The organism is Flavobacterium notoginsengisoli (assembly GCF_014207905.1).
Taxonomy (GTDB): domain Bacteria; phylum Bacteroidota; class Bacteroidia; order Flavobacteriales; family Flavobacteriaceae; genus Flavobacterium; species Flavobacterium notoginsengisoli_A.
In genome coordinates this window covers 794,211-815,281 of the sequence record NZ_JACHLB010000002.1, presented here as the reverse complement: position 1 = coordinate 815,281, position 21,071 = coordinate 794,211, and the positions used below count along the sequence as shown (strand labels likewise).

General features: G+C 35.2%; 21 protein-coding genes and 3 tRNA genes. 13 read left to right on the top strand and 11 right to left on the bottom strand.

Annotated elements, in window-relative coordinates; translation table 11 throughout:
• The first annotated feature begins 101 nt into the window (after positions 1 to 101).
• From azu to ric, 4 genes are all read left to right on the top strand, one after another.
• Positions 102 to 626: an azurin gene (azu, locus tag HNP35_RS10475; protein ID WP_179006579.1), complete on the top strand. Its 525-nt coding sequence runs from the start codon at positions 102 to 104 to the stop codon at positions 624 to 626.
• Positions 627 to 661: 35 nt separating this feature from the next.
• Positions 662 to 2,896 carry a nitric-oxide reductase large subunit gene (locus HNP35_RS10470; RefSeq protein WP_179006578.1) on the top strand — a complete coding sequence of 745 codons (2,235 nt, stop codon included), beginning with the start codon at positions 662 to 664 and terminating at the stop codon, positions 2,894 to 2,896.
• Positions 2,897 to 3,429: 533 nt separating this feature from the next.
• Positions 3,430 to 4,941, top strand: a complete 1,512-nt coding sequence (gene nadB / locus HNP35_RS10465; protein ID WP_184161181.1) for an L-aspartate oxidase — start codon at positions 3,430 to 3,432, stop codon at positions 4,939 to 4,941.
• Positions 4,942 to 4,970: 29 nt separating this feature from the next.
• A complete protein-coding gene (ric, locus tag HNP35_RS10460; RefSeq protein WP_056205606.1) occupies positions 4,971 to 5,687 on the top strand; it encodes an iron-sulfur cluster repair di-iron protein in 717 nt (238 codons plus the stop codon).
• A gap of 124 nt (positions 5,688 to 5,811) precedes the next feature.
• On the opposite strand, the gene HNP35_RS10455 is transcribed toward ric, so the two are convergent.
• From HNP35_RS10455 to HNP35_RS23780, 4 genes are all read right to left on the bottom strand, one after another.
• Entirely contained in the window at positions 5,812 to 5,979 is a 168-nt protein-coding gene (locus tag HNP35_RS10455; protein ID WP_184161178.1) for a hypothetical protein, read from the bottom strand.
• A 366-nt stretch (positions 5,980 to 6,345) separates the two neighbouring features.
• The gene (locus HNP35_RS10450; RefSeq protein WP_184161175.1) at positions 6,346 to 6,681 is read right to left on the bottom strand and encodes a hypothetical protein; all 336 of its coding nucleotides are present in this window, start codon (positions 6,679 to 6,681) and stop codon (positions 6,346 to 6,348) included.
• The gene (locus HNP35_RS10445) at positions 6,656 to 8,029 is read right to left on the bottom strand and encodes an RHS repeat domain-containing protein (protein WP_246453441.1); all 1,374 of its coding nucleotides are present in this window, start codon (positions 8,027 to 8,029) and stop codon (positions 6,656 to 6,658) included. The genes HNP35_RS10450 and HNP35_RS10445 overlap by 26 nt, the downstream gene beginning before the upstream one ends.
• Before the next feature lie 45 nt (positions 8,030 to 8,074).
• Positions 8,075 to 8,416, bottom strand: coding sequence for a hypothetical protein (locus HNP35_RS23780; RefSeq protein WP_246453439.1), 342 nt, complete (start codon positions 8,414 to 8,416; stop codon positions 8,075 to 8,077).
• Between HNP35_RS23780 and HNP35_RS23995 the strand changes: the two genes are divergently transcribed.
• From HNP35_RS23995 to HNP35_RS10430, 3 genes are read left to right on the top strand one after another with little or no spacing between them, the layout of a single operon-like run.
• The gene (locus HNP35_RS23995; protein WP_184161273.1) at positions 8,360 to 8,737 is read left to right on the top strand and encodes a DDE-type integrase/transposase/recombinase; all 378 of its coding nucleotides are present in this window, start codon (positions 8,360 to 8,362) and stop codon (positions 8,735 to 8,737) included. The genes HNP35_RS23780 and HNP35_RS23995 overlap by 57 nt on opposite strands.
• A 26-nt stretch (positions 8,738 to 8,763) precedes the next feature.
• Positions 8,764 to 9,948, top strand: coding sequence for an IS3 family transposase (locus tag HNP35_RS10435; RefSeq protein WP_184161269.1), 1,185 nt, complete (start codon positions 8,764 to 8,766; stop codon positions 9,946 to 9,948).
• 57 nt (positions 9,949 to 10,005) lie between these two features.
• Positions 10,006 to 10,635, top strand: a complete 630-nt coding sequence (locus tag HNP35_RS10430; protein WP_184161172.1) for a transposase — start codon at positions 10,006 to 10,008, stop codon at positions 10,633 to 10,635.
• 100 nt (positions 10,636 to 10,735) lie between these two features.
• Here the strand turns inward: HNP35_RS10430 and HNP35_RS10425 are convergent, their stop codons facing one another.
• The 5 genes from HNP35_RS10425 to HNP35_RS10405 form a co-directional block, all read right to left on the bottom strand.
• On the bottom strand, positions 10,736 to 11,314 hold the full coding sequence (locus HNP35_RS10425; protein WP_184161169.1) for a hypothetical protein: 579 nt from the start codon (positions 11,312 to 11,314) through the stop codon (positions 10,736 to 10,738).
• Between the two features lie 686 nt (positions 11,315 to 12,000).
• Entirely contained in the window at positions 12,001 to 13,314 is a 1,314-nt protein-coding gene (locus tag HNP35_RS10420; protein ID WP_184161166.1) for a site-specific integrase, read from the bottom strand.
• Positions 13,315 to 13,576: 262 nt separating this feature from the next.
• A tRNA-Arg gene (locus tag HNP35_RS10415) sits at positions 13,577 to 13,650 on the bottom strand.
• Positions 13,651 to 13,682: 32 nt separating this feature from the next.
• Positions 13,683 to 13,757 (bottom strand) — tRNA-Pro (locus tag HNP35_RS10410).
• A gap of 13 nt (positions 13,758 to 13,770) precedes the next feature.
• Positions 13,771 to 13,854 (bottom strand) — tRNA-Ser (locus HNP35_RS10405).
• Between the two features lie 238 nt (positions 13,855 to 14,092).
• Here HNP35_RS10405 and HNP35_RS10400 point away from each other — a divergent pair.
• The gene (locus HNP35_RS10400) at positions 14,093 to 15,271 is read left to right on the top strand and encodes an acetyl-CoA C-acyltransferase (protein WP_184161163.1); all 1,179 of its coding nucleotides are present in this window, start codon (positions 14,093 to 14,095) and stop codon (positions 15,269 to 15,271) included.
• A 72-nt stretch (positions 15,272 to 15,343) separates the two neighbouring features.
• Positions 15,344 to 16,105 (top strand): C40 family peptidase, encoded by a 762-nt coding sequence (locus HNP35_RS10395; RefSeq protein ID WP_184161266.1) that lies wholly within the window; start codon positions 15,344 to 15,346, stop codon positions 16,103 to 16,105.
• 95 nt (positions 16,106 to 16,200) lie between these two features.
• Here HNP35_RS10395 and HNP35_RS10390 read toward each other — a convergent pair whose 3' ends face one another.
• Positions 16,201 to 17,046, bottom strand: coding sequence for an AraC family transcriptional regulator (locus HNP35_RS10390; RefSeq protein WP_184161160.1), 846 nt, complete (start codon positions 17,044 to 17,046; stop codon positions 16,201 to 16,203).
• A 117-nt stretch (positions 17,047 to 17,163) separates the two neighbouring features.
• Here HNP35_RS10390 and HNP35_RS10385 point away from each other — a divergent pair, with 117 nt between their 5' ends.
• The 4 genes from HNP35_RS10385 to HNP35_RS10370 all read left to right on the top strand — a co-directional run bounded on the left by HNP35_RS10385 (position 17,164) and on the right by HNP35_RS10370 (position 20,049).
• On the top strand, positions 17,164 to 18,150 hold the full coding sequence (locus tag HNP35_RS10385) for an aldo/keto reductase (RefSeq protein WP_184161158.1): 987 nt from the start codon (positions 17,164 to 17,166) through the stop codon (positions 18,148 to 18,150).
• 412 nt (positions 18,151 to 18,562) lie between these two features.
• Positions 18,563 to 19,168 carry an NAD(P)H-dependent oxidoreductase gene (locus HNP35_RS10380; RefSeq protein WP_184161156.1) on the top strand — a complete coding sequence of 202 codons (606 nt, stop codon included), beginning with the start codon at positions 18,563 to 18,565 and terminating at the stop codon, positions 19,166 to 19,168.
• Positions 19,169 to 19,170: 2 nt separating this feature from the next.
• Positions 19,171 to 19,449 (top strand): putative quinol monooxygenase, encoded by a 279-nt coding sequence (locus HNP35_RS10375; protein ID WP_184161153.1) that lies wholly within the window; start codon positions 19,171 to 19,173, stop codon positions 19,447 to 19,449.
• A 135-nt stretch (positions 19,450 to 19,584) separates the two neighbouring features.
• Complete coding sequence (locus HNP35_RS10370) at positions 19,585 to 20,049, top strand: DUF3291 domain-containing protein (protein WP_184161150.1); 465 nt, start codon at positions 19,585 to 19,587, stop codon at positions 20,047 to 20,049.
• A gap of 97 nt (positions 20,050 to 20,146) precedes the next feature.
• On the opposite strand, the gene HNP35_RS10365 is transcribed toward HNP35_RS10370, so the two are convergent.
• Entirely contained in the window at positions 20,147 to 20,854 is a 708-nt protein-coding gene (locus tag HNP35_RS10365; RefSeq protein ID WP_184161148.1) for a class I SAM-dependent methyltransferase, read from the bottom strand.
• Positions 20,855 to 21,071: the final 217 nt, after the last annotated feature.

Genomic DNA, 21,071 nt, shown 5'->3' with positions numbered 1-21,071 from the left:
GCAAAATTAATCCGCCTTTATGATTAGAATCATAAACCAAAAAAAACGTTAGCCATACTTTTACAGTATTAAATTTCAATAACATTTAAAAACCAAAAACAATGAAAAAGTCTTTCAAGATTACCCTCGTAGCAGCCTTTGCAATTTTCAGTTTATTCTCATGCGGAAAAAAAGATTCAAAAGACATAGAAACAGTTGCAACACCCACAACTGAAGAAACTTACGAAGAAAATCCGATCGAAACCCCAGTCGCTACAAATGATCTTCAGATTGAGAGCAATGATCAAATGCAATATTCTGTAACTGAATTAAGAGCTCCCGCAGGAAAAATTACCCTTACACTAAAACATGTCGGCAAGATGGAAAAAATCGCAATGGGACATAATTTAGTAATTCTAAAACCTGGAACTGATATTTCTGATTTTGCACTTAAAGCTGTAGAGGCTAAAGACACAGATTACATACCAGCATCTGAAAAAGCAAAAGTAATTGCCCATACAAAAATAATTGGCGGCGGCGAAAGTGATGTTATCGAGTTTACAATAGACGAACCAGGAACTTACGATTTTATCTGTTCTTTCCCTGGACATGTATCGATGATGAAAGGAAAATTAATTGTAGAATAAAGCATTTTTTTAATAAAAAAACTAAAATCATTATAATGAGCAAGGAAAAAAAACTGTGGATAGGTTTTGCACTTGTGATGAGTATCTCTTTTTCTGTCTTAGGATATTACGGATACGAGATCTATCAGGAAGCACCTCCTATTCCAACCGAAATAGTCGGGCCAAACAACAACGTAATCTTTACCGCTGAGGAAATTAAGGATGGGCAGAATGTATGGCAAAGTATGGGTGGACAGGAAGTTGGTACTATTTGGGGACATGGTGCTTATGTAGCGCCAGACTGGACTGCAGACTGGCTGCATAGAGAAGCCGTGTTTATTTTGGATAAATTATCCGAGAAGGAATATGCAAAAACTTTTGCAGAACTGACAGAAGAGCAGCAGGCCACAATGAAAATCAGGCTACAAAATGATGTTCGCAAAAACACCTACGACAGTAGTACTGGCATCATAACCATTTCTCAAAACAGGATTGAAGCCATAGCCTATTTGAGTAAGTATTATGAAGGGTTGTTTATGGATGATCCCAAATTTGAGACACTACGCCATAATTATGCGATTCCAAAAATGTCTATAAAAGATCCGGAAAGAATGCATAAAATGAACGCTTTTTTCTTTTGGGCAACCTGGGCAACTGTAACAGAAAGACCAAATCAGAAAATTTCATACACACACAACTGGCCATCTGATGAATTAGTTGGAAATGTGGCTACCAAAGATCTTCTTGTATGGTCAGGAGTTAGTATCATACTGCTGTTATTTTGCATCGGTGTTCTAATTTTTTATCATGTGCGATCAGGCGAAGATGAGCATTTCGAAATACCAGTTCAGGATCCACTATTAAAACAAGGAATGACACCTTCGATGTTTCGAATAAAAAAATATCTTTGGGTCGTAAGTCTTTTAATTGTATTGCAAGTTGTAATGGGGGTCATTACTGCACACTACGGCGTAGAAGGAAACGGATTCTTTGGTATTCCTCTGGATCAGATTCTGCCTTACGCAGTAACAAGAACCTGGCATACTCAACTGGCTATATTCTGGATAGCAACCGCTTGGCTTGCAACTGGATTATACATTGCACCGGCTGTTGCAGGGAAAGACCCAAAATTTCAAACATTTGGTGTTGATTTTTTATTCTATGCTTTAATTCTAATTGTATTAGGCTCAATGGCCGGACAATGGTTTGGGGTAATGCAGAAACTTAATTTGGTAGAAAACTTCTGGTTTGGTCATCAAGGTTACGAATATGTAGATTTAGGTCGATTCTGGCAAATATTCCTTCTTGTAGGATTGTTTCTTTGGCTGGCATTAATGGTTCGTCCTTTACTTCCCGTACTGAAGAAAAAAACAGGCGAAAGAAATCTTATCATAATGTTCCTAATCTCATGTACCGCTATTGCTACTTTCTATGCAGCTGGCCTAATGTGGGGAAGACAGACCAATCTGGCAATTGCTGAATATTGGAGATGGTGGGTTGTGCATCTATGGGTAGAAGGCTTTTTTGAAGTGTTTGCTACTGTAGTAATTGCTTTCTTATTTGTTCGTTTAGGTCTGTTAAAAACAAAAACAGCAACGCTGAATGTTATTTTCTCTACTATCATTTTTATGTCTGGAGGAATTTTAGGAACATTTCATCATCTTTATTTCTCAGGAACGCCAACTGCTGTGATGGCTCTTGGGGCAACCTTTAGCGCTTTGGAGATTGTGCCTCTGGTTTTAATTGGGTATGAAGCCTACCATAACTACAAACTTTCAAAATCAACACAATGGATCAAGGATTATAAATGGCCTATCTATTTTATGATTGCTGTTGCTTTCTGGAATTTCTTAGGAGCCGGAGTATTTGGTTTTATCATTAATCCGCCTATTGCTTTATATTACGTTCAGGGCTTAAACACAACGCCTTTGCATGGACATACTGCCTTATTTGGAGTCTATGGAATGCTCGGAATTGGTTTGATGCTATTTGTGCTCCGCAGTTTGTACAGACATGAGATATGGAATGAAAAAGCAATGAAATTCATATTCTGGTCTACCAATATTGGATTGCTGGCTATGGCTTTATTGAGTCTTCTTCCTGTTGGAATTTGGCAAGCTATAGAAAGTATCGAGCACGGAATGTGGTATGCACGTTCGGCCGAACTAATGCAGCAGCCAGCGATGGTAACCTTGAAATGGCTTAGGGCTATCGGCGATACTATTTTCGGATTTGGAGTATTGGCATTGTGCTGGTTTGTCTTTGACCTTACCCTTAGAAAAAAAAGTTAGTAAACTAAAATAGAAACATCTGGGAGAATATACTCCCAGATGTTCTTTCAATCAAAGCCTTGAGCAACTTGTTTTGTACTTAAAATAAAAAATGATCTTTGGCGAACATTTAAGGAGTGATGTTCAAAAAAAACTCGGTATTATTAGTGCTTTAGATGTTTGAAAATTCAAAAAATACCGAACCTCTAAAAATGTTGCACATCAAGAATATGAATTCATATTTTAAAGGTAGCTTGATATTGGTTGACATAAGTCATTATTTAATTTATTAAAACGGGCCCCTACTACCGTTTTCATTGTGGCTACAGAAGTCGGAATCGTGTGCGAGTCTTTAAAAGCAGTATTTTATAAAAAGCTGATTCCGACTCCTTCCACACAAGACTAATTGGTAAACAAATCTTTATTAAGATAAATACACCTAAAACAGCTTATCTACATCACAAAACAAATGTTGCGGATTAAAATAAATGTAATAAGAGAAGCGTGAAACGCACAAACCCATAAAAATCTTAAACTTTCTTAAACCTAAAAATATGCCTAAGACTGACATTCTAATAGTAGGTTCTGGTATTTCAGGACTATTTTTTGCCATTAAAACGGCAAGAAAACGCCCCGATTTATCTATTTGTATCATGACAAAAGAAAAGGCTAACAACACCAATACGCAACTTGCGCAAGGAGGAATAGCTGTAGTCACCAATCAATTGAAAGATAGTTTTGAACAGCATATAAAAGATACGCTGAAATCTGGCGCTGGACTTTGTGATGAAGAAATTGTTAAAATGGTTATTCAACAAGCTCCCGAAAGATTAGAAGAACTAATAGAACTTGGTGCCATATTTGATAAAAATAAGGAAGGCCAATGGGATTTAGGACTAGAAGGTGGCCATTCACAACATCGAATTCTACATCATAAAGACAGTTCAGGATTAGAAATTGAAAAAAAGCTCCTTTCAATTATCACTCAAACAGCAAATATTGAACTTTTAGAAAATCATCAGGTCATAGAATTAAATACTGAAACAAAGCGCAATGAAGTGAATTGCACCGGTGCTTTTTTTTATGATAAGAACAATAACGCAATAAAATATATACGTACCAGAGCTATTGTGCTTAGCACAGGTGGCTGCGGACAACTCTTTGAAAACACAACCAATCCTGCAATTGCTACTGATGACGGAATTGCAATGGCGGCTCGTGCAGGAGTCGAAATCAAAGATATGCAATACATGCAATTTCACCCTACAGCATTAGCTTCCGGGAATAAAAATCCGCTATTCTTAATTTCAGAAGCTGTAAGAGGTTTTGGAGCCTATATTATAAACGACGAACACAAAAGATTTCTTTTTAAATACGATTTAAGAGGTGAACTAGCTACCCGAGATATTGTTTCCCGTGCTATTAGTATCGAAATGCTCGAAACTCAAAAAAAACATGTATATCTGGATTGTAGACATTTAGATCAAGATGATTTTTTTAAACATTTTCCTTCTATTTCCGCCCATTGCAATGCAATAGGTTTATATCCGGAAAAAGATCTGGTTCCAATTGTTCCTGCGGCTCATTACCAATGTGGTGGTATTAAAGTAGACCGCAACGGTGTTACGACAATCAAAAATTTATATGCCATTGGTGAATGTGCCCGGACAGGATTACATGGGAAAAATAGATTGGCATCTAATTCACTTCTTGAAGCTTTGGTTTTTGCTCATCAGGCATCCAACAACATTGATAAAACTATTGCCGCATTTATTTTTTCTTCCAAAATCCTTCTTCCCAAATTTTCAACCGTAAATATTAAAAATAACTACGAACCGTACCAAATTTTAAAAAAAGAACTACAGAAACTTATAACTTCATTTTATGCCAGCGATGAACACGACACGCATTTAGCAATGCTAAAAATAAAAATGCTAAAAAATGAAGCAGAAAATCTTATAGATAAAAATGAAATTACAATTCCATTTATTGATTTCTCAAATATGCTAACGACGGCCTTAATTATTATTAAACAATGCCAACCTGAAAAAGAACATTCATACTAATTAATAACCTTAAGTCTTTATAACTTCCTATGAAAACAACAAACAAAACCACAATTGGCGAAATCGCAGCTGATGATTTTAGGACGGCAGCAATTTTTTCAAAATATAGCATTGATTTTTGTTATAAAGGTCATCGTACCTTAAAAGAAGCCTGCAAAAAACGAGGCATTGAGGAGTCTCTTTTAATTGAGGAGCTTGATCGTGCAACAAATAATTCGGCCAACCAATCTTTTAATTATAAATCATGGTCATCGGATCTGTTGGCAGACTATATAGAAAAAACACATCATCGATATGTGGCTGAAAAAACACCCGTGTTGCTTAAATTATTAAATGAATTATGTACTCTTCATGGTGAAACATATCCTGACCTCTTTGAAATTAATACTTTATTTACTGAATCTGCCTTAGATCTCTCTGCTAATATGAGAAAAAAAGAACAGATCCTTTTTCCTTTTATAAAAAAAATAAATGAGGCGCATGCGAAAGGATTATTTTTAGAGATAGCACACTTTGGAACTCTTGAAAATCAAATACTTTTAATTAAAGAAGAACATGATACAGTAGGACAACGCTTTAAAAAAATTGCTGCATTAACCAAAAATTATACCGCTCCAGCAGATACCTGCAATACTTATAAAGTAACTTTTGCAATGCTTAAAGAATTTGAACGTGACCTGCACAAGCATATTCATCTTGAGAATAATATTTTATTTCCAAAATCCGTAGCACTTGAAAAAGCTTAGATAAAGTTCTTTAAATTATTAGTTTTATCACACAATCGTTGCACATACTATTCTGAAAAATAATATTCCTTCTAAATCAATTACTAAATCTTAAGGTTAGAATTCGCAGCTCTCCTATTAAAGATTAGATACGAATTCCATCAATCCCCAACGGGACATCCAAACCAAATTCATAAAGCCAATGAAAGACAGCCTCTACTTCCAGTAAGCCAATCTCTTCAAATCCTCCATAAAATGGTGCGTGATTTGTCCTTTTGGGGTCACTCAGCCAAATGGCGCCAATTGAAGACAATTGGCGCCATTTTTTATTTATACTATTAAACACAATGGCTTTGAGTAATTTTTGTTTTTATTTTCTTTCTTTAAAATAATAGCAAAATTGCATTATTGTATATATTTAAATAAAAAAGATGCAAATAGTTAATTTATCATTCGATAACTAAACAGGATTCGAACACCAAAAATGAAAAAAAATATGTTTTTATAATATCTTTTTTTTGCTAATTAGCGTTTAATTCTGGAAAATGAAGTCTCATTTAAAAATGGTTTAATATCACATAATTATTGAAATTTACCATTCTCATTTTTTCAAATATAATTGCTTCTGCTCTGCAGCAAAAAATTGATCTATTCCGGCTGATATATTACTCAATATAATTTACTTTAAAGTTTCAAAAAAATTATCCGAATAAGATACACTGGGCTCTTTCGTAAAAGTTGTATCTACTTCAACATAAATCCAAATTGTTTTCATTTTCACTACTCTATTCCATCCATATAAGATATGATTTTTCCTTGGATACGTCCCTCTAGAATCCTTAATTAACTTTACTGGCCCATTAAACTCGTTAGAATCAAGTTTTAAATCATTTACCTGATAATTAAATTGTGCATAAGCTTCAGACAAAACCTTTTCTTCATTTGGCACGCAAGAAGCAAAAAACAAAATACTAATAAAAATAAAAAATTTACTTCGAAATTTTTCCATACCCATAAAAATATATTTTAAATTCTTGATTATGTAAATTTAGCGGGAATCTATCCGCTAACATCCTACCTCCAACTGTAGCAAAATTTCTGAAAGCTCTTTTTGCATTTTCTTTCACCCTACCCCAAGCTTTTGGATTTTTACTTCTTTGACCATGTCTATCAAAGTCGTATGTATCATGGTAACCTTTTATTACACTAACTCTTGTCCCTCCTTCATACTTAAGAGTTATATTCCCATAAACTAAACCGTTAGAAGATTTAAATAATGATTGAAATGTTTTAACATCTCCAACTGCTTTAAAATCGCTTACCGAAATAAAATCTAAATCTATTTTTGACAAGTCTGCATACAAAGATTCTCCTCTACCATTCCTATACCAAAAATTGGCTTCTGCTAAAGTTATAATACCATCAGCATCTGGTCTTTCATTTTCCTGATCTTCCATGTTTTGTTTGTCTCCATCATTAGATCTGGATTTGATATAACTTAAAAAACTTTCCCTATATTCTTTACTATTTGCTGTTAGTTCTTCCAAATATTTTGCCAATGATACATCTTTTTCCTTTCCTTCTCTTTCATTAATGCTTTTTGACACATCAAAAGCTTCCATTCCGTCAGGATCATTAAATCGTAAAGGATTATTAAAGCCATAATTATAAGGAGTATATCTACGCATTTTTTCGGCCAAAGGGTCGATGTTCATCCAACGACCAATTGCAGGGTCATAATTTCTAGCTCCATAGTCATACAAATTCAGCTGATTCCCTCCAATACTCTCCTCTTGTAGTTCTTTCCCATTATACTTATACTTATTAGATGTTGGCAAATAATCATTATATCCCTTATGCTTTAATCCAAAAGGATAATAATTATTCTCTTCAACAATTTCAAGAACGTTTTGTGCATTTAGGGAGCAGCTTAAACGAATATTACCTAAATGATCTTTGTACTGGTAAACATACGAAAGAGCATTATTTTCACTTTTCACATATCCTTCAGCAGTTGGAAAAAATTCTAAAACATTATCTTTGTATTGGTAGCCTCCTAAATAATTGGTTACTGTCGTTACAGTACCTTCCGTTACAATTTTCTCTACTTTCTGTCCTGTCGCCGTGTAAATGTACTCAATAGTGCCAGCGCTTCCAAATATAATTTTCTTTGGCAGGTTTAAATGATTATAACTGATTTCCGTGATGTTTTTGTTTTTATCTACAATCAGATTCCCGTTGCCATCGTAGCTGTAATCATCATCTGTTTTATTAAAATCGTTAAACCCGCTGATGTTATTGGATTTATCAGTCACCGTTTTTAAGCTGGTTTGAATTAGCTGGATACGTATAAACCAAATCATCTAAGTCAATGATTCCAATCTGAGGGTCATAATCCCCTTTACGGCTCAATGTCTTGATGTTTCCGTTTTTGTCATATATAGCAGGTTTTCATCATATGCGCTAGTGGTTACGCCATTCTTTTCATAAACAGCATTTTTAAGTCTGTTTAGTTTATCATATTTATAGCCGTAAGCCCTCAAGTTTAAATCTGAAGCCGTCTTCCAGAATGTTTCAGAAATATTTCCGTTATAAAGTCCTTTAACATCCGATATTTCTGTTTCCACAGTATCGTAGTTAATTTTAAAAGCAAATAGATCCACAGGATCTGTACCTTGCTCTAAACTGTTTACATTGATAATTTCTTTAAGCCAGCCTCTTATATTGTATTTAAAATCTACCTTCTGCATGCTTTAGAAGCCGGCTGGCTAACGGATGAAACTTATACAAAAGTAAAAGTTGTCTGGTGTTACTTGTATCTAGCTGTTGATAATTGGGGTAATACCGTGCATTTTATTTTTACCAGAAGAAGAGAGAGAATGAGTGCACAGTCATTCTTAATTAAAAGCGATAAAAAAATAACTGCTAGCCATACGATTACAACAAGAAAACTAGGAGCGATTTTGAGACGGTTCCAATATAAATCCATAATATTGTTTATCTTAGGATATCACCTTCGCAATCTAGCATCTAAAGCCAAAATGGTTTTATGCAGCTTCGTACCAATTTAACAATGCAATTAACAGTTATTCTATCCATGGAAGCAAAACGCAAAAAATTTGATGCCGCCTTTAAAGTCAATGCCGTAAAATCAAGCTATGAAAAAAACAGTGTCAAAGCATTTTCAGAAGAGCTGGGAATATCCCCCAACCTAGTATGGAGGTGGAGAAATGAGTATAGAAAATTTGGAGAGGGAAGCTTCAAGGGCCCGGGCTACGACAGATTTCATCCCAAGGACAGACAGATTGTCGATTTAAGCAAAAAAGAAAGGGAATCTGAACTTCGATATGAAATCCTAAAAAAAGCATCACCCTATCTTTATCAGGGTAATACTGCGATTTACCGATTCATAAGGGAAAACGAGCACAGATATTCGATACTGAGAATGTGCCAAGTCCTGGAAGTGGGCTACGGAAGATACCATAGATGGAAAAAAAACGGCATTTCTGAAAAGCAGCTGTATATAATCCGCTTAAAGGAAACGATAGAATCATTATTCCTCAAGTTTAAAAAACACTACGGGAGAAACAGGCTTACGGAAGAGCTACACAAACTGGGATATAAAATCTGCAAGGAACAGGTATCATTTTACATGCGGGAGCTTGGGCTGCGCCGTGTCAAAAAAAGGAAATTCAAAATAACAACAGATTCCAAGCATGATTATAATGCTGCGCCAAATGTACTAAACCGCCAGTTTAATGCAGCAGCGCCTTCTAAAGCCTGGGTTTCGGATATTACCTACATACAGACATGCAGAGGTTTTCTATACCTCACCATTATCATGGATCTCTATGACCGTAAGATAATCGGCTGGAGCTTGGGCAATAAGCTTTTTGCAGGCACGACAATATTGCCCGCATGGCGCATGGCTGCGGCGAACAGGCAGATTCCTGCAGGTATGGTATTCCATTCAGATAGAGGCGTGCAATATGCCAGCAGAGCTTTCAGAAGGCTGCTGGAAAAATACGGATGCATACAGAGCATGAGCCGTAAAGGGGACCATTTGGACAATGCTGTTTCAGAGGCCTTTTTCAGCTCATTTAAAAGAGAGCTTCTTGACCGAAAAGGCAAACTTCTCTCCCAGAAAAAAATGAAGATTGATATATACGGCTTTATTGAAAATTGGTACAATAGGGAGAGAATCCATACATCTTTGGGCTATAAGACCATACCGCAATTTAATGCAGATAACAGTGTAGGGCTGGATAATGGCCAAACTTGAAACCACTTAAAATACATTTTTAGAAATAATACGCATTTATTCAATTAAGCATTCGGCATGAAAGCATATAAAAAAGCAATCATGCATACCTTACTTTCAATGAAACTGGCAAGAAAAAGATACGATACCGCCTTTATAGAAAAAGCTGTACTCTTAAGTTTTGAAAATGATAATCTGGCAAAACTGGATAAAGAACTCGGTCTATATCGCGGTGCGTTGAGCAGCTGGAGGGAACGGTATCAGTTCATCGATTTGCGGGGAGTTTCCGGCACGATAGAGCTAAAAAAACTGACTCAGGAAGAAAAGAAAATCCGCAGAATCCAGAAGAGGATTGAACGATCGGACCTAAAATTTCAAATATTGAAAAATGCCGCCCCATACATCCGCAACGGAAATTCCAGCATCTTCCATTATATTGACATGAACAGCAAAGAACACCCTATCCTGCTAATATGCGAAGTTTTGGGGGTAGACAGAAAATCCTATTACAATTGGAAAAACAGGCGTGTACCAGAAACAAACAAAAGAAAAATCTTAATCCAGCAGAAAATAGCCTCCATCTTTTTTGATGCCGAGCGGCGCTATGGCAGTGAGCGCATTAAGGTAGTGCTCCAGAAGGCAGGATATGAGATATCTGCTACTACAATAAAAAAATATATGAAGGAACTTGGCCTCCAGGCCAGATAGAAAATGACTCTGCTCTTCTCCATATAAAACGGCAGCCAATTCATAAAAGAAGTTTCGCAATGCTCATTTTTTATTACTGTTTCTTCTTTAATAGCTCTCTCTATGGCTCTATGGTTATATTTCTTTTTAAGACTTCTTTTACGGCTTTACGCCTGCGATAATCCATAAAAGCAATCCACATTGTATGCTCCTTCTTTTTTCCTTTGCAAGCATAATCATTGTACCTTCTAATAGAGAAAAAATTGAGTTCATTCTCCAGTGCTGCAGATTTCTTGATTAAATCATCTATGACCTCACTGTAAATTTCCATATCAGAAAAGACTTCACTGGTTTCCATGTAACTAACAACGGTTTTCAGTTCGTCAAAAAGGCTATAGCCTTTTTTCTTTCTGGAAATTGGATAATCTTCGAATATTTTTTCCGCTAAATCTGCTACATAGACGTAAGCATCAGCGTTTTTAGTGTTTACAAAACTGTATGTAATTAAATATTCCATTTCAGATATGATGAAATCAAGCAGATCAGTATAATTTTTTTCACTAAAATAGTTTCTGGATGATGTTCCGCGTCTGTTAGCTCTAAAAGTCTGCTCTCTAATATTCATTGCTTTAGCAGCTACTTCCGTTGACATGCCGAGCCTATCAACAATCATTACTATCTTATCTCTGGGCGTTTCCATTTTTAAATCGGTTAAAGACATAAAAGTAACAAAAAAGACAATAAAACACTAAATATCAACCAATTAAACATAAATAATATTTTTTTTTGTAGAGATCTAAAGATAAAATACATTCCAATTCGCTTTTTTATGTCTTTTGAAATTAAAATAAGATAGAACCTATATATTTGCACACTCTGTTCTGGATGCCAAAAACTTAAACGCATTCTTATTTTAAATACCCAGAAAATTAAGCTTATCCAGAACTGCTTTCGTGCAAGCATCAAGATCAGTTCCTTCTTTTTTTGAAGTTCTCCCGCTATTTGTACAGGAATCAGCGCTGTTACGCAATTTCTTCTGCCACCACCACTGCTTGTCACATCCTGGACTTGACACCAAAAGGCAAGACCTTTATACCACAAAACGCAAACAAGCTTTTTCTAATAATTTAATGTAGATATTTAAGATTAAATTTGCGCTGATCTTCCACGTAAAACCTATCTTTATACTACAGACATAAGTCAGCATTTAACTATCGTAATACATACAAACAACTTACGAGTCAAAGGGCCAAATAATTAACTTGAGAATACACCAATTTCTTTAAACCATTTTATGAATGATTTAAAGAAATTATGCAGTAGCGGAGAATAAAAAGTCCCTTTAACAAAAAGGGAACTTTTCTTGTTTCCATTTTTCAATAAAATTTATTGTCTCCTCAAACTAAGCTTTTTCTTCATTTCAACCAGCTCTTTCTCCATTCTCTCAATTGTTTTTAAAGTTACTTCATTCGAAACATCTTCCTTGTCTGCCAATCTCTGCTTTAACCCCTGCATTTCACGGCCAATAGAAATCTGTTCAGTTAAGGCATACTCTTCTGTCTGACTGACGGATTGATGCCCAAGCATTTCTTTAACTACATGGATTGGCACATTATTATTTAAAGTTATTGTGCTTCCAAATGTTCTTCTGGCTTTGTGGGTATTTAAATTGCTTTTAATGCCACATAAATCAGCTATTTCTTTAAGATACTCATTCATTTTCTGGTTTGAACTCACAGGAAGCACTGAATTTCTTTCAACACAAAGTGAATGATTTCTATATCTATTTACAATTTCCGTTGCCTTTGGAAGCAGAGGAATACTAATAGGACTTCCTGTTTTCTGTCTTTCAGTCAGAATCCATTGTTCTCCGTCAATACCCTCTTTTATATCTGACTGTTTCAGATTGAATACATCAATATAGGCTAAACCAGTGTAACACTGAAAGACGAAAACATCTCTTACCACTCCAAGGCGGTCGGTAGAAAATTTGTGTTTCTCTAAAAGCGATAATTCAAGACCCGTCAGCGGCTTTTTCAGCACTCTTGTCTTTTTACCTTTAAAACGCTTAAAAGGATCAATAGTCAAAAGTTCTTTATCCATTGCCGTTAGGACAATTTTCTTGAAATTAGTAATGTATTTAAGCGCCGTATTATTAGCGTTGTTCTTTACTGTTTTGAGATAAAATTCATATTCTTTTACAAACTCAAAGTTAAGCTCATTAAACTCCATATCTTCCACTCCGTATTTATGCATCATAAAATCTTTGACATGTTTTTTTGATATTTCAAAACGCACGTGCGTGCCAATGGCATATTCGCCCTTTTTCACTAAAGCCAGCATCTGATCATTATGGAGCTGAAATTCCTGAAGAACCGTAGTTTTCAGTCTGGTTTTGCCTAAAATAAAGTTGATCAGCTTTACGCTATTTATAGATTCCTGTTTTTCAACAAGATAATCCGCATGCTTTCTTAGTTTAATTTCCAGTGAGTATAAAAAGAAATTTAACGCTTTAGCATCTTCTTTGTTTCCTATTGCACGTCCTGTTTTCTGTTCCCAGCGGTTTACATTCCATTTTCGTTTCGTGGAGGTTTCTTTAGGCACGCCATTAACAGTAATCCTGATATAGATATACCTTTCGCTTGTGCTTTTTGCGGAGCTCTTCAAAAAGAAGATGATTCCAAAACTGTTTTCTAACATAATTCAACAATTTAAAAGTTAATAAATATCGAATTATAATATCTCTAAATCAAGTCGTTAACCATCTTTACATGCTGGCTAACAACAAATTAAATAAGTTTTTGTGGCAGTTTTTTTTGAAAGGATAAAATGCCACAAATAATCCACAAAAATTAGGGCACTTTTGAGCGTTTTTGAAAACATGAAAGGGAATAAAAAAACCCGCATCGTAGTAATGATGCGGGTTTTCAGCGTTTAAACTAATTTAAAAAATCAGTTTCAGTGATTCCAGAAGGATTCGAACCTTCGACCTACGCATTAGAAGTGCGTTGCTCTATCCAGCTGAGCTATGGAACCTTTTTTAAAAACTTTATCGCTAAAAGTTTTCGTCGGGGTGGCAGGATTCGAACCTGCGGCCTCCTGCTCCCAAAGCAGGCGCGATAACCGGGCTACGCTACACCCCGAGGCAAATTTAAGCGGAGAGACAGGGACTCGAACCCTGGCGACGGTTACCCGTCGACAGATTAGCAATCTGCTCCATTACCGCTCTGGCACCTCTCCTTGCTCAAGGAATTGCTTCCGTTTTGCGAGTGCAAATGTATAACAACATTCCTTTTCTCACAAGCTTTTTTTTGAGTTTTTTTAGTTTTTTTTTATCTTTTTTCAAAACCACTTCACAATCAAACATATAGAATTAACAAAAAATTCACTCAAATTTAAAATCTTCCCTATTCAATACAAAGTTTGAAAATATTTAAATAAACAGTAAATTTGCTTTATAACTAATATTAAACAGAAAATGAACAAAAGAGTTGTTATCGTTTCTGCCGTTAGAACACCTATCGGAAGTTTCATGGGAGGGTTATCTACTGTACCTGCTCCAAAATTAGGCGCTGCCGCTATTAAGGGAGCCCTTTCTAAAATTAACCTTGACCCAAAATTAGTTGATGAAGTTTTTATGGGGAATGTAATTCAGGCAGGCGTTGGACAAGCTCCAGCTCGCCAAGCAGCACTTTTTGCTGGTTTGTCTGAAGAAGTTGCTGCTACAACAGTAAACAAAGTTTGCGCCTCAGGAATGAAAGCTGTAATGTTTGCCGCTCAAGCAATCTCATGCGGTGATGCTGAAATTGTAGTTGCCGGCGGAATGGAAAGCATGAGCTTGATTCCTCATTATGTACAAATGCGTGCAGGAAACAAATTTGGCCCAGCAACAATGTTGGACGGAATGCAAAAAGACGGTTTGACAGATGCTTACGATAACAACGCAATGGGAGTTTGCGCTGATTTATGTGCAACTGAATACAACATCAGCCGTGAAGAACAAGACGCTTTCGCAATCCAATCTTATGAAAGAAGTGCAAAAGCTTGGGATGCTGGAAAATTCGACAACGAAATTGTTCCTGTTGAAGTACCACAAAGACGCGGAGAACCAATTATATTCTCTAAAGACGAAGAATATACTAATGTAAAATTAGATAAAATACCATCTTTATCCCCAGTTTTTACAAAAGACGGAACTGTAACTGCTGCAAATGCTTCTACAATCAATGACGGAGCTGCTGCTTTGGTTTTAATGTCTGAGGAAAAAGCAAATGCATTAGGACTAAAACCTTTGGCATACATAAAAGGATATGCAGATGCTGCTCAGGAACCAAAATGGTTTACAACAAGTCCAGCAAAAGCTTTACCAAAAGCTTTAGACAAAGCTGGAATTTCAATTTCAGATGTTGATTTCTTCGAATTCAACGAAGCTTTCTCTGTAGTTGGTTTAGCCAATGCAAAAATACTAAAACTAGATAATGATAAAGTAAACGTAAACGGTGGAGCTGTTTCCTTAGGACATCCTCTAGGAGCTTCTGGAGCACGTATTATTGTAACTTTACTGAATGTTTTAGAACAAAACAATGCTAAAACTGGAGCTGCTGCAATTTGCAATGGCGGCGGTGGTGCATCAGCAATTGTTATCGAAAGAGCATAAAAACAATATCTCAAAAAATCAGGAGTTATGAATTTAAAACTCCTGATTTTTCAACTTTATAAATTTCCTTACATGTTTGGAATTTGCAATTTAGCCATAGTACCCGTTCGAGCTGAAGCTAGTGACAGAAGTGAAATCGTTACGCAACTTTTGTTTGGGGAACATATCGAAATTTTAGAACGCCATAATCAATGGGCTAAAATAAGAATTCAATTTGATGACTATGTTGGATGGGTCGATTCTAAACAATATCAGTTAATTTCTGAACAGCAATTTAATCAGCTAAGCAAAGAAGCTATTATTTTGAATGCTGATTTAATTGATTATATCACTGCGCCAGATAATTTATTGCTTCCTATTCCACTTGGAGCTTCTTTATCTTTTTTGAATAACAGCGAAATCAATATTTCAAATTTTGATTTTGAAGGAACTAAAACCAGCGGTATAAAACCTAAAAGCGCACTGATTAAAACCGCTTTTATGTATTTAAATGCTCCATATTTATGGGGAGGAAAAACACCTTTCGGAATTGACTGCTCAGGTTTTACACAAATGGTTTACAAATTAAACGGTTACAAAATCCATCGTGATGCTTCACAACAAGCACTTGAAGGCGAACCTTTAAGTTTTATTGAAGAAAGTGAAGTTGGTGATTTAGCCTTTTTCGATAATGATGAAGGAAATATTACGCACGTAGGAATCATCATGGAAAACAATTACATCATTCACGCAAGTGGAAAAGTACGAATTGATCGTTTAGACCATACCGGAATTTATAATCCTGAACTAAAGAAACACACTCATAAACTTCGTGTCATCAAGAAAATTATTTAAAACACATATTTCACGAATTACCACAGATTAAAAATCTTTTTAATCATTATAATCTGTGGCAAAAAAATTCGTAGAAATTAGTAAAATCTGTATTTTTAAGCACTCAATCGAATCGTCTTTCTAAACTCAGATGGACTATATCCCTTTTGCTTTCTAAAGAACTTATTAAAATGACTTTCATCCGTAAAACCAAATTCGTACGCAATTTCATTAATACGTTTATCACTGAATTGCAAACGATGTTCAATCAGTTTTGTTTTATAATTACTGATATATTGTTGCATCGTTTCGCTGGCGTGTTTCTTAAAGTAACGGCCTAAATACGTATTCGAAATCCCGAAATAATCACTGATGGATTCCGCTTTAATTTTTTCAGGGAAATAAATATTATTCTGGATATATTGCAGAATATCCATAGCTTTTGCTTCAGTTCCAATGTTAACCTGCTCTGGAAGATATTTCGCAATATTTCTCGCCACAATTATAATCAAAGTATTCACCAACTGCTGAATCAATTCCTGATTGTAAACATCTTTATCCTGATGCTCGCGACAGATTGCTTCAATCATAACCTTCACCAAACACTTATCAGGATCATTTTTTAAGATACAGCCCGGCTGATGATTTGCATTTTGAAGAATATATTCTAATCGCTGAATATTTTCATTTTGCAGACTCGAATTTTTCAAATAAATATCATTAAACCTCAAAAAGAAAAACTTCGTTTCCGTTTCAATAGTAAAATTATGACAGTCCTCTGGTGTCAATAAAAACAAATGTCCTGGATCATATTCAAAAATATTCTTATTAATACATTGTCTTCCAGTTCCTTTTAAAATATAAACCAATTCAAAGAAATTATGACGATCACCCACATCAGGATACTCGCTTAAAGTTTCAAAAGAAACCGTAAAAGGTTCATATAAATTCTCTTTTTTCATAATTTGTTTTTATTTGAAGTTGCAAATATACCTAAAAAAGACAAATATATACCAAATTAAAACCTTAAAAATGGTATAATTTTGCCTCGTTAAATTAATCAAAATAAAATTACAATCATGGAATATAGAAAATTAGGCAATTCAGAACTAGAATTATCAGCTATAACATACGGTGCATTTGCAATTGGAGGAACCATGTGGGGCGGAACTGAAAAGAAAGATTCAATAGAATCTGTTCAAGCGTCTATCGACCACGGAGTAACCACAATCGACACCGCTCCTTTTTACGGATTTGGTCTAAGCGAAGAAATGATCGGAGAAGCTATAAAACCTTACGATCGTTCAAAAGTGCAGTTACTTACTAAATTCGGTTTAGTTTGGGACGGAAGCAACAAAGGAAAAGGTGACTTCTTTTTTGATGCTGATGATAACGGAAAACAAGTGCCTATTTACAAATACTCATCAAAAGAAAACGTAATTAAAGAAATCGAAGAAAGCTTAAAACGCCTTAAAACCGATTACATCGATTTATTGCAAATTCACTGGCCAGACAGTACAACGCCAATTTCTGAAACCATGGAAGCCGTTGAAACCTTAATTCAACAAGGAAAAATCAAAGCTTTCGGAGTAAGCAATTACAATATTGAACAAATTAAAGAAGCGCAAAAAACACTTCCGATTGCATCAGATCAGGTGGCTTATAGTATGTTAAACAGAAGCATCGAGAAAGACTTGCTTCCTTTTACCATCGCAGAAAACATCGGAATCATTGCGTACAGCCCAATGGAAAGAGGTTTATTGACAGGAAAATATTTCACCGACAGTAAATTAAAAGAAAACGACCACCGCAATGGCTATTTCGGAAAATTTGATTTACAAAAAGTAAAAACCTTAATCGAAGAATTAAGTTCACTGGCAAACGACAAACACATTTCTATCGCACAATTGGTATTGCGTTGGACAACATTACAAAAAGGAATCGCAATTGTATTAGCTGGAGCGAGAAATGCAGAACAAGCCATTTCAAATGCCAAAACTATGGATTTCGATTTATCAGCTTCAGAACTTACTTTCATTAATGAAGCGCTTTCTAAGCTAGATTAATTCTTTTTTTTAACACATAGAGACATAGAATTAGTTGCATCAAGATGCTTCACTTTTCTAAAAATCACATAGCTATCGGGACTATGTGTTAGAAACTAGTTTCTTTCAATTCTCTTTTCAAGAAAGAAAAATCTATGTTTCTATGTGTTTAAAAAATCTCAAAAATTAAATAATAATAAAAATTTGGGTGTGCCCCTCCGGGTCGGGCTTTCGGCTATATCTTTTGTTCCATTTCATTCCACAAAAGGATACCGCCTCAATCCCTCACACATCCATTTTCAAAAGAAAGACTTATATCTCAATTTAGGTAAATAAAAATTTTGCGACTCTGCGCCTTTGCTAGATTAAAAAATGAAAGAAAAAATGCGCCTTTAATTTCAATACAAAGACGCTCATAAAACCAACAATAAAAATGAAAAAGATATTTATAATTAACGGTGGACAGAAATTTGCCCATTCAGGAGGAAAATTCAACAAAACAGTTCAGGACTGGACAACCGAATTTCTTTCTAAAAACAACGAATACGAAATCAAAACAACTCACGTAGAAGATGATATCGATCTTGACAAAGAAGTAGAAAAATTTGTTTGGGCAGATGTTATCATTTACCACACACCAGTTTGGTGGTTTCAGTTACCAAACCTGTTCAAAAAATACATCGACGATGTTTTTACAGCAGGTCACAACAAAGGAATCTACAAAAGCGACGGAAGGAGCCGTGTAAATCCAGACATCAACTACGGAACCGGCGGACTTCTGCATGGACGTAAATATATGCTTACCACAAGCTGGAATGCTCCTGCAACCGCTTTTACACTTCCAGACGAATTCTTCGATCAAAAATCGGTTGATGACGGCGTAATGTTTGGTTTCCACAAAATGAACAAATTCACAGGAATGGAAAAACTAGACGGATTCCATTTTCATGATGTTGAGAAAGGCGCTACAACAGAAAATATCGCTATCTTTAAAGAGAATTACACCAAACACTTAGAGCAAACTTTTAAAAACTTATAATTATGATTTCTATTACCGCAATTTTAAAAAGTAAACCAGAGCATATAATTGAAGTTAAAAATATGCTTACTCATCTAGTTACTGAAACTAGAAAAGAAGACGCCTGCATTCGTTACGATTTACATACCTCCGAAAATGTTTTTATACTTTGGGAAGAGTGGAAAGATCAGCCAGGATTAGACCTGCATAATAATCAATCGTATTTACAAGAATTCATCAAAAAAACAGAATCCTTAGTTTCAACTCCAATACAGGTTTACAAAACCAAACAAATCTTATAATTTGATTGTAGACTCTCCTGCAAGGTTTCCAAAACCTTGTAGGTATAATTGAAACCTCTTCCAAAAAAGACCTACAAGGTTTTGAAAACCTTGCAGGAAAAGCTAAATTGCCTAAAATTCAGAAACATATATTTTATGAGCAAATACCATCTTGCCGAAATTAATATTGCCAAAATGAAAGGAGTCGACATCAACGATCCGATCATGAAAGAATTTGTAGATAATTTAGATGCTGTAAATAAATTAGCAGAAGAAAGCAAAGGTTTTGTCTGGAGACTAAAAGATGACACCGATAGCTATAATGCTACAAGTCTGAATCCATACAATGACGAGCAAATCATCATTAACGTATCGGTTTGGGAAAATATCGAAACACTGGAACATTATATGTACAAAACTTTTCACAGCGAGTTTCTAAGACGCCGAAAAGAATGGTTTCAAAAATTCGGAAAAGCCCATACAGCAATGTGGTGGATTACCGCTGGCCAAATTCCAAGCATGGAAGAAGCCGTTGAAAAACTAGATTACCTTCAAAAAAACGGGCCATCAGAATTAGTTTTTGATCTTAGAAACAAATATCCGATGCCTGTTGACGCATAGTTTTTTATCGCCACGAATTACACCAATTTTCCCTAATTTCTTTCCAAGTAAAAAAAATAATTCGTGTAAATTAGTGTAATTCGTGGCAAACAAAACTTTATTTAATTCCGCCAAAAGCTCCGAAACACATGTTTTTATGTAAAATTTCGACTTTTGAGAAACCAACTTTTTTCATCAAATCCAACTGATAATTCATAGATCTAGGCGAGTCTTCTTTCTCGATATAATCCAAAACTTTTTGACGATATTCCGCCCCTCCTATTCCTTCTAAATATTCGCCATATCGTTGCCAAGTGTATTCGTTTAATAATTCTGTGTCTTGCGTTATTAAGTCAGAAATCATTAGACAACCACCCGGTTTCAATAATTTAAACAACTTTACGAAAGTACTTTCCCAATCTTCATCATCACGCAAATGATGCAAAACGGCACCAGCCAAAATAATATCAAAACTTTTTTCTTCTAAATCCACTTCACGAATATCGCCTTGTTTGATTTCGACTTTGCCATTTGTTTCAGCCGAAACTCTTTGAAAAGCTCTGTCTAACATTGGCAAACTCAAATCGACCAAAGTGCAATTCAAATCAGGTACTTTAGACAGCATTTTTAAAGTATAATTTCCTGCTCCACATCCAACATCCAACACCTTTTTAGCATTCGGAACAATCCGTTTTGAAGCTTCAGTAATTAATTCTAAAGAAATAGTCGCATCAATTGTCGCAACTTGTCCTGTTTCTAAATTTGAAAACCGTTCAACATCATTGTCGAATCGTTCTTTGATTTCTTGAATAGTCGATTTTTCCATATTTCTTGTTTTTTTTAAACTCTCGCAGATCAAGCAAATCAAGCGAATCTTTTTGCTATTATGGATTGGAAATATTATGGTTAAGATAAATTTATCTAAACTAATAATCTGCTCAATCTGCAAAATCTGCGAGAGAATTGTTTTTTTTGTTAAAAGTTAAATGTTCGAAGTTAAAAGCTATGCGCTATGCTTAACCTATAACATTTTACTTCTAACA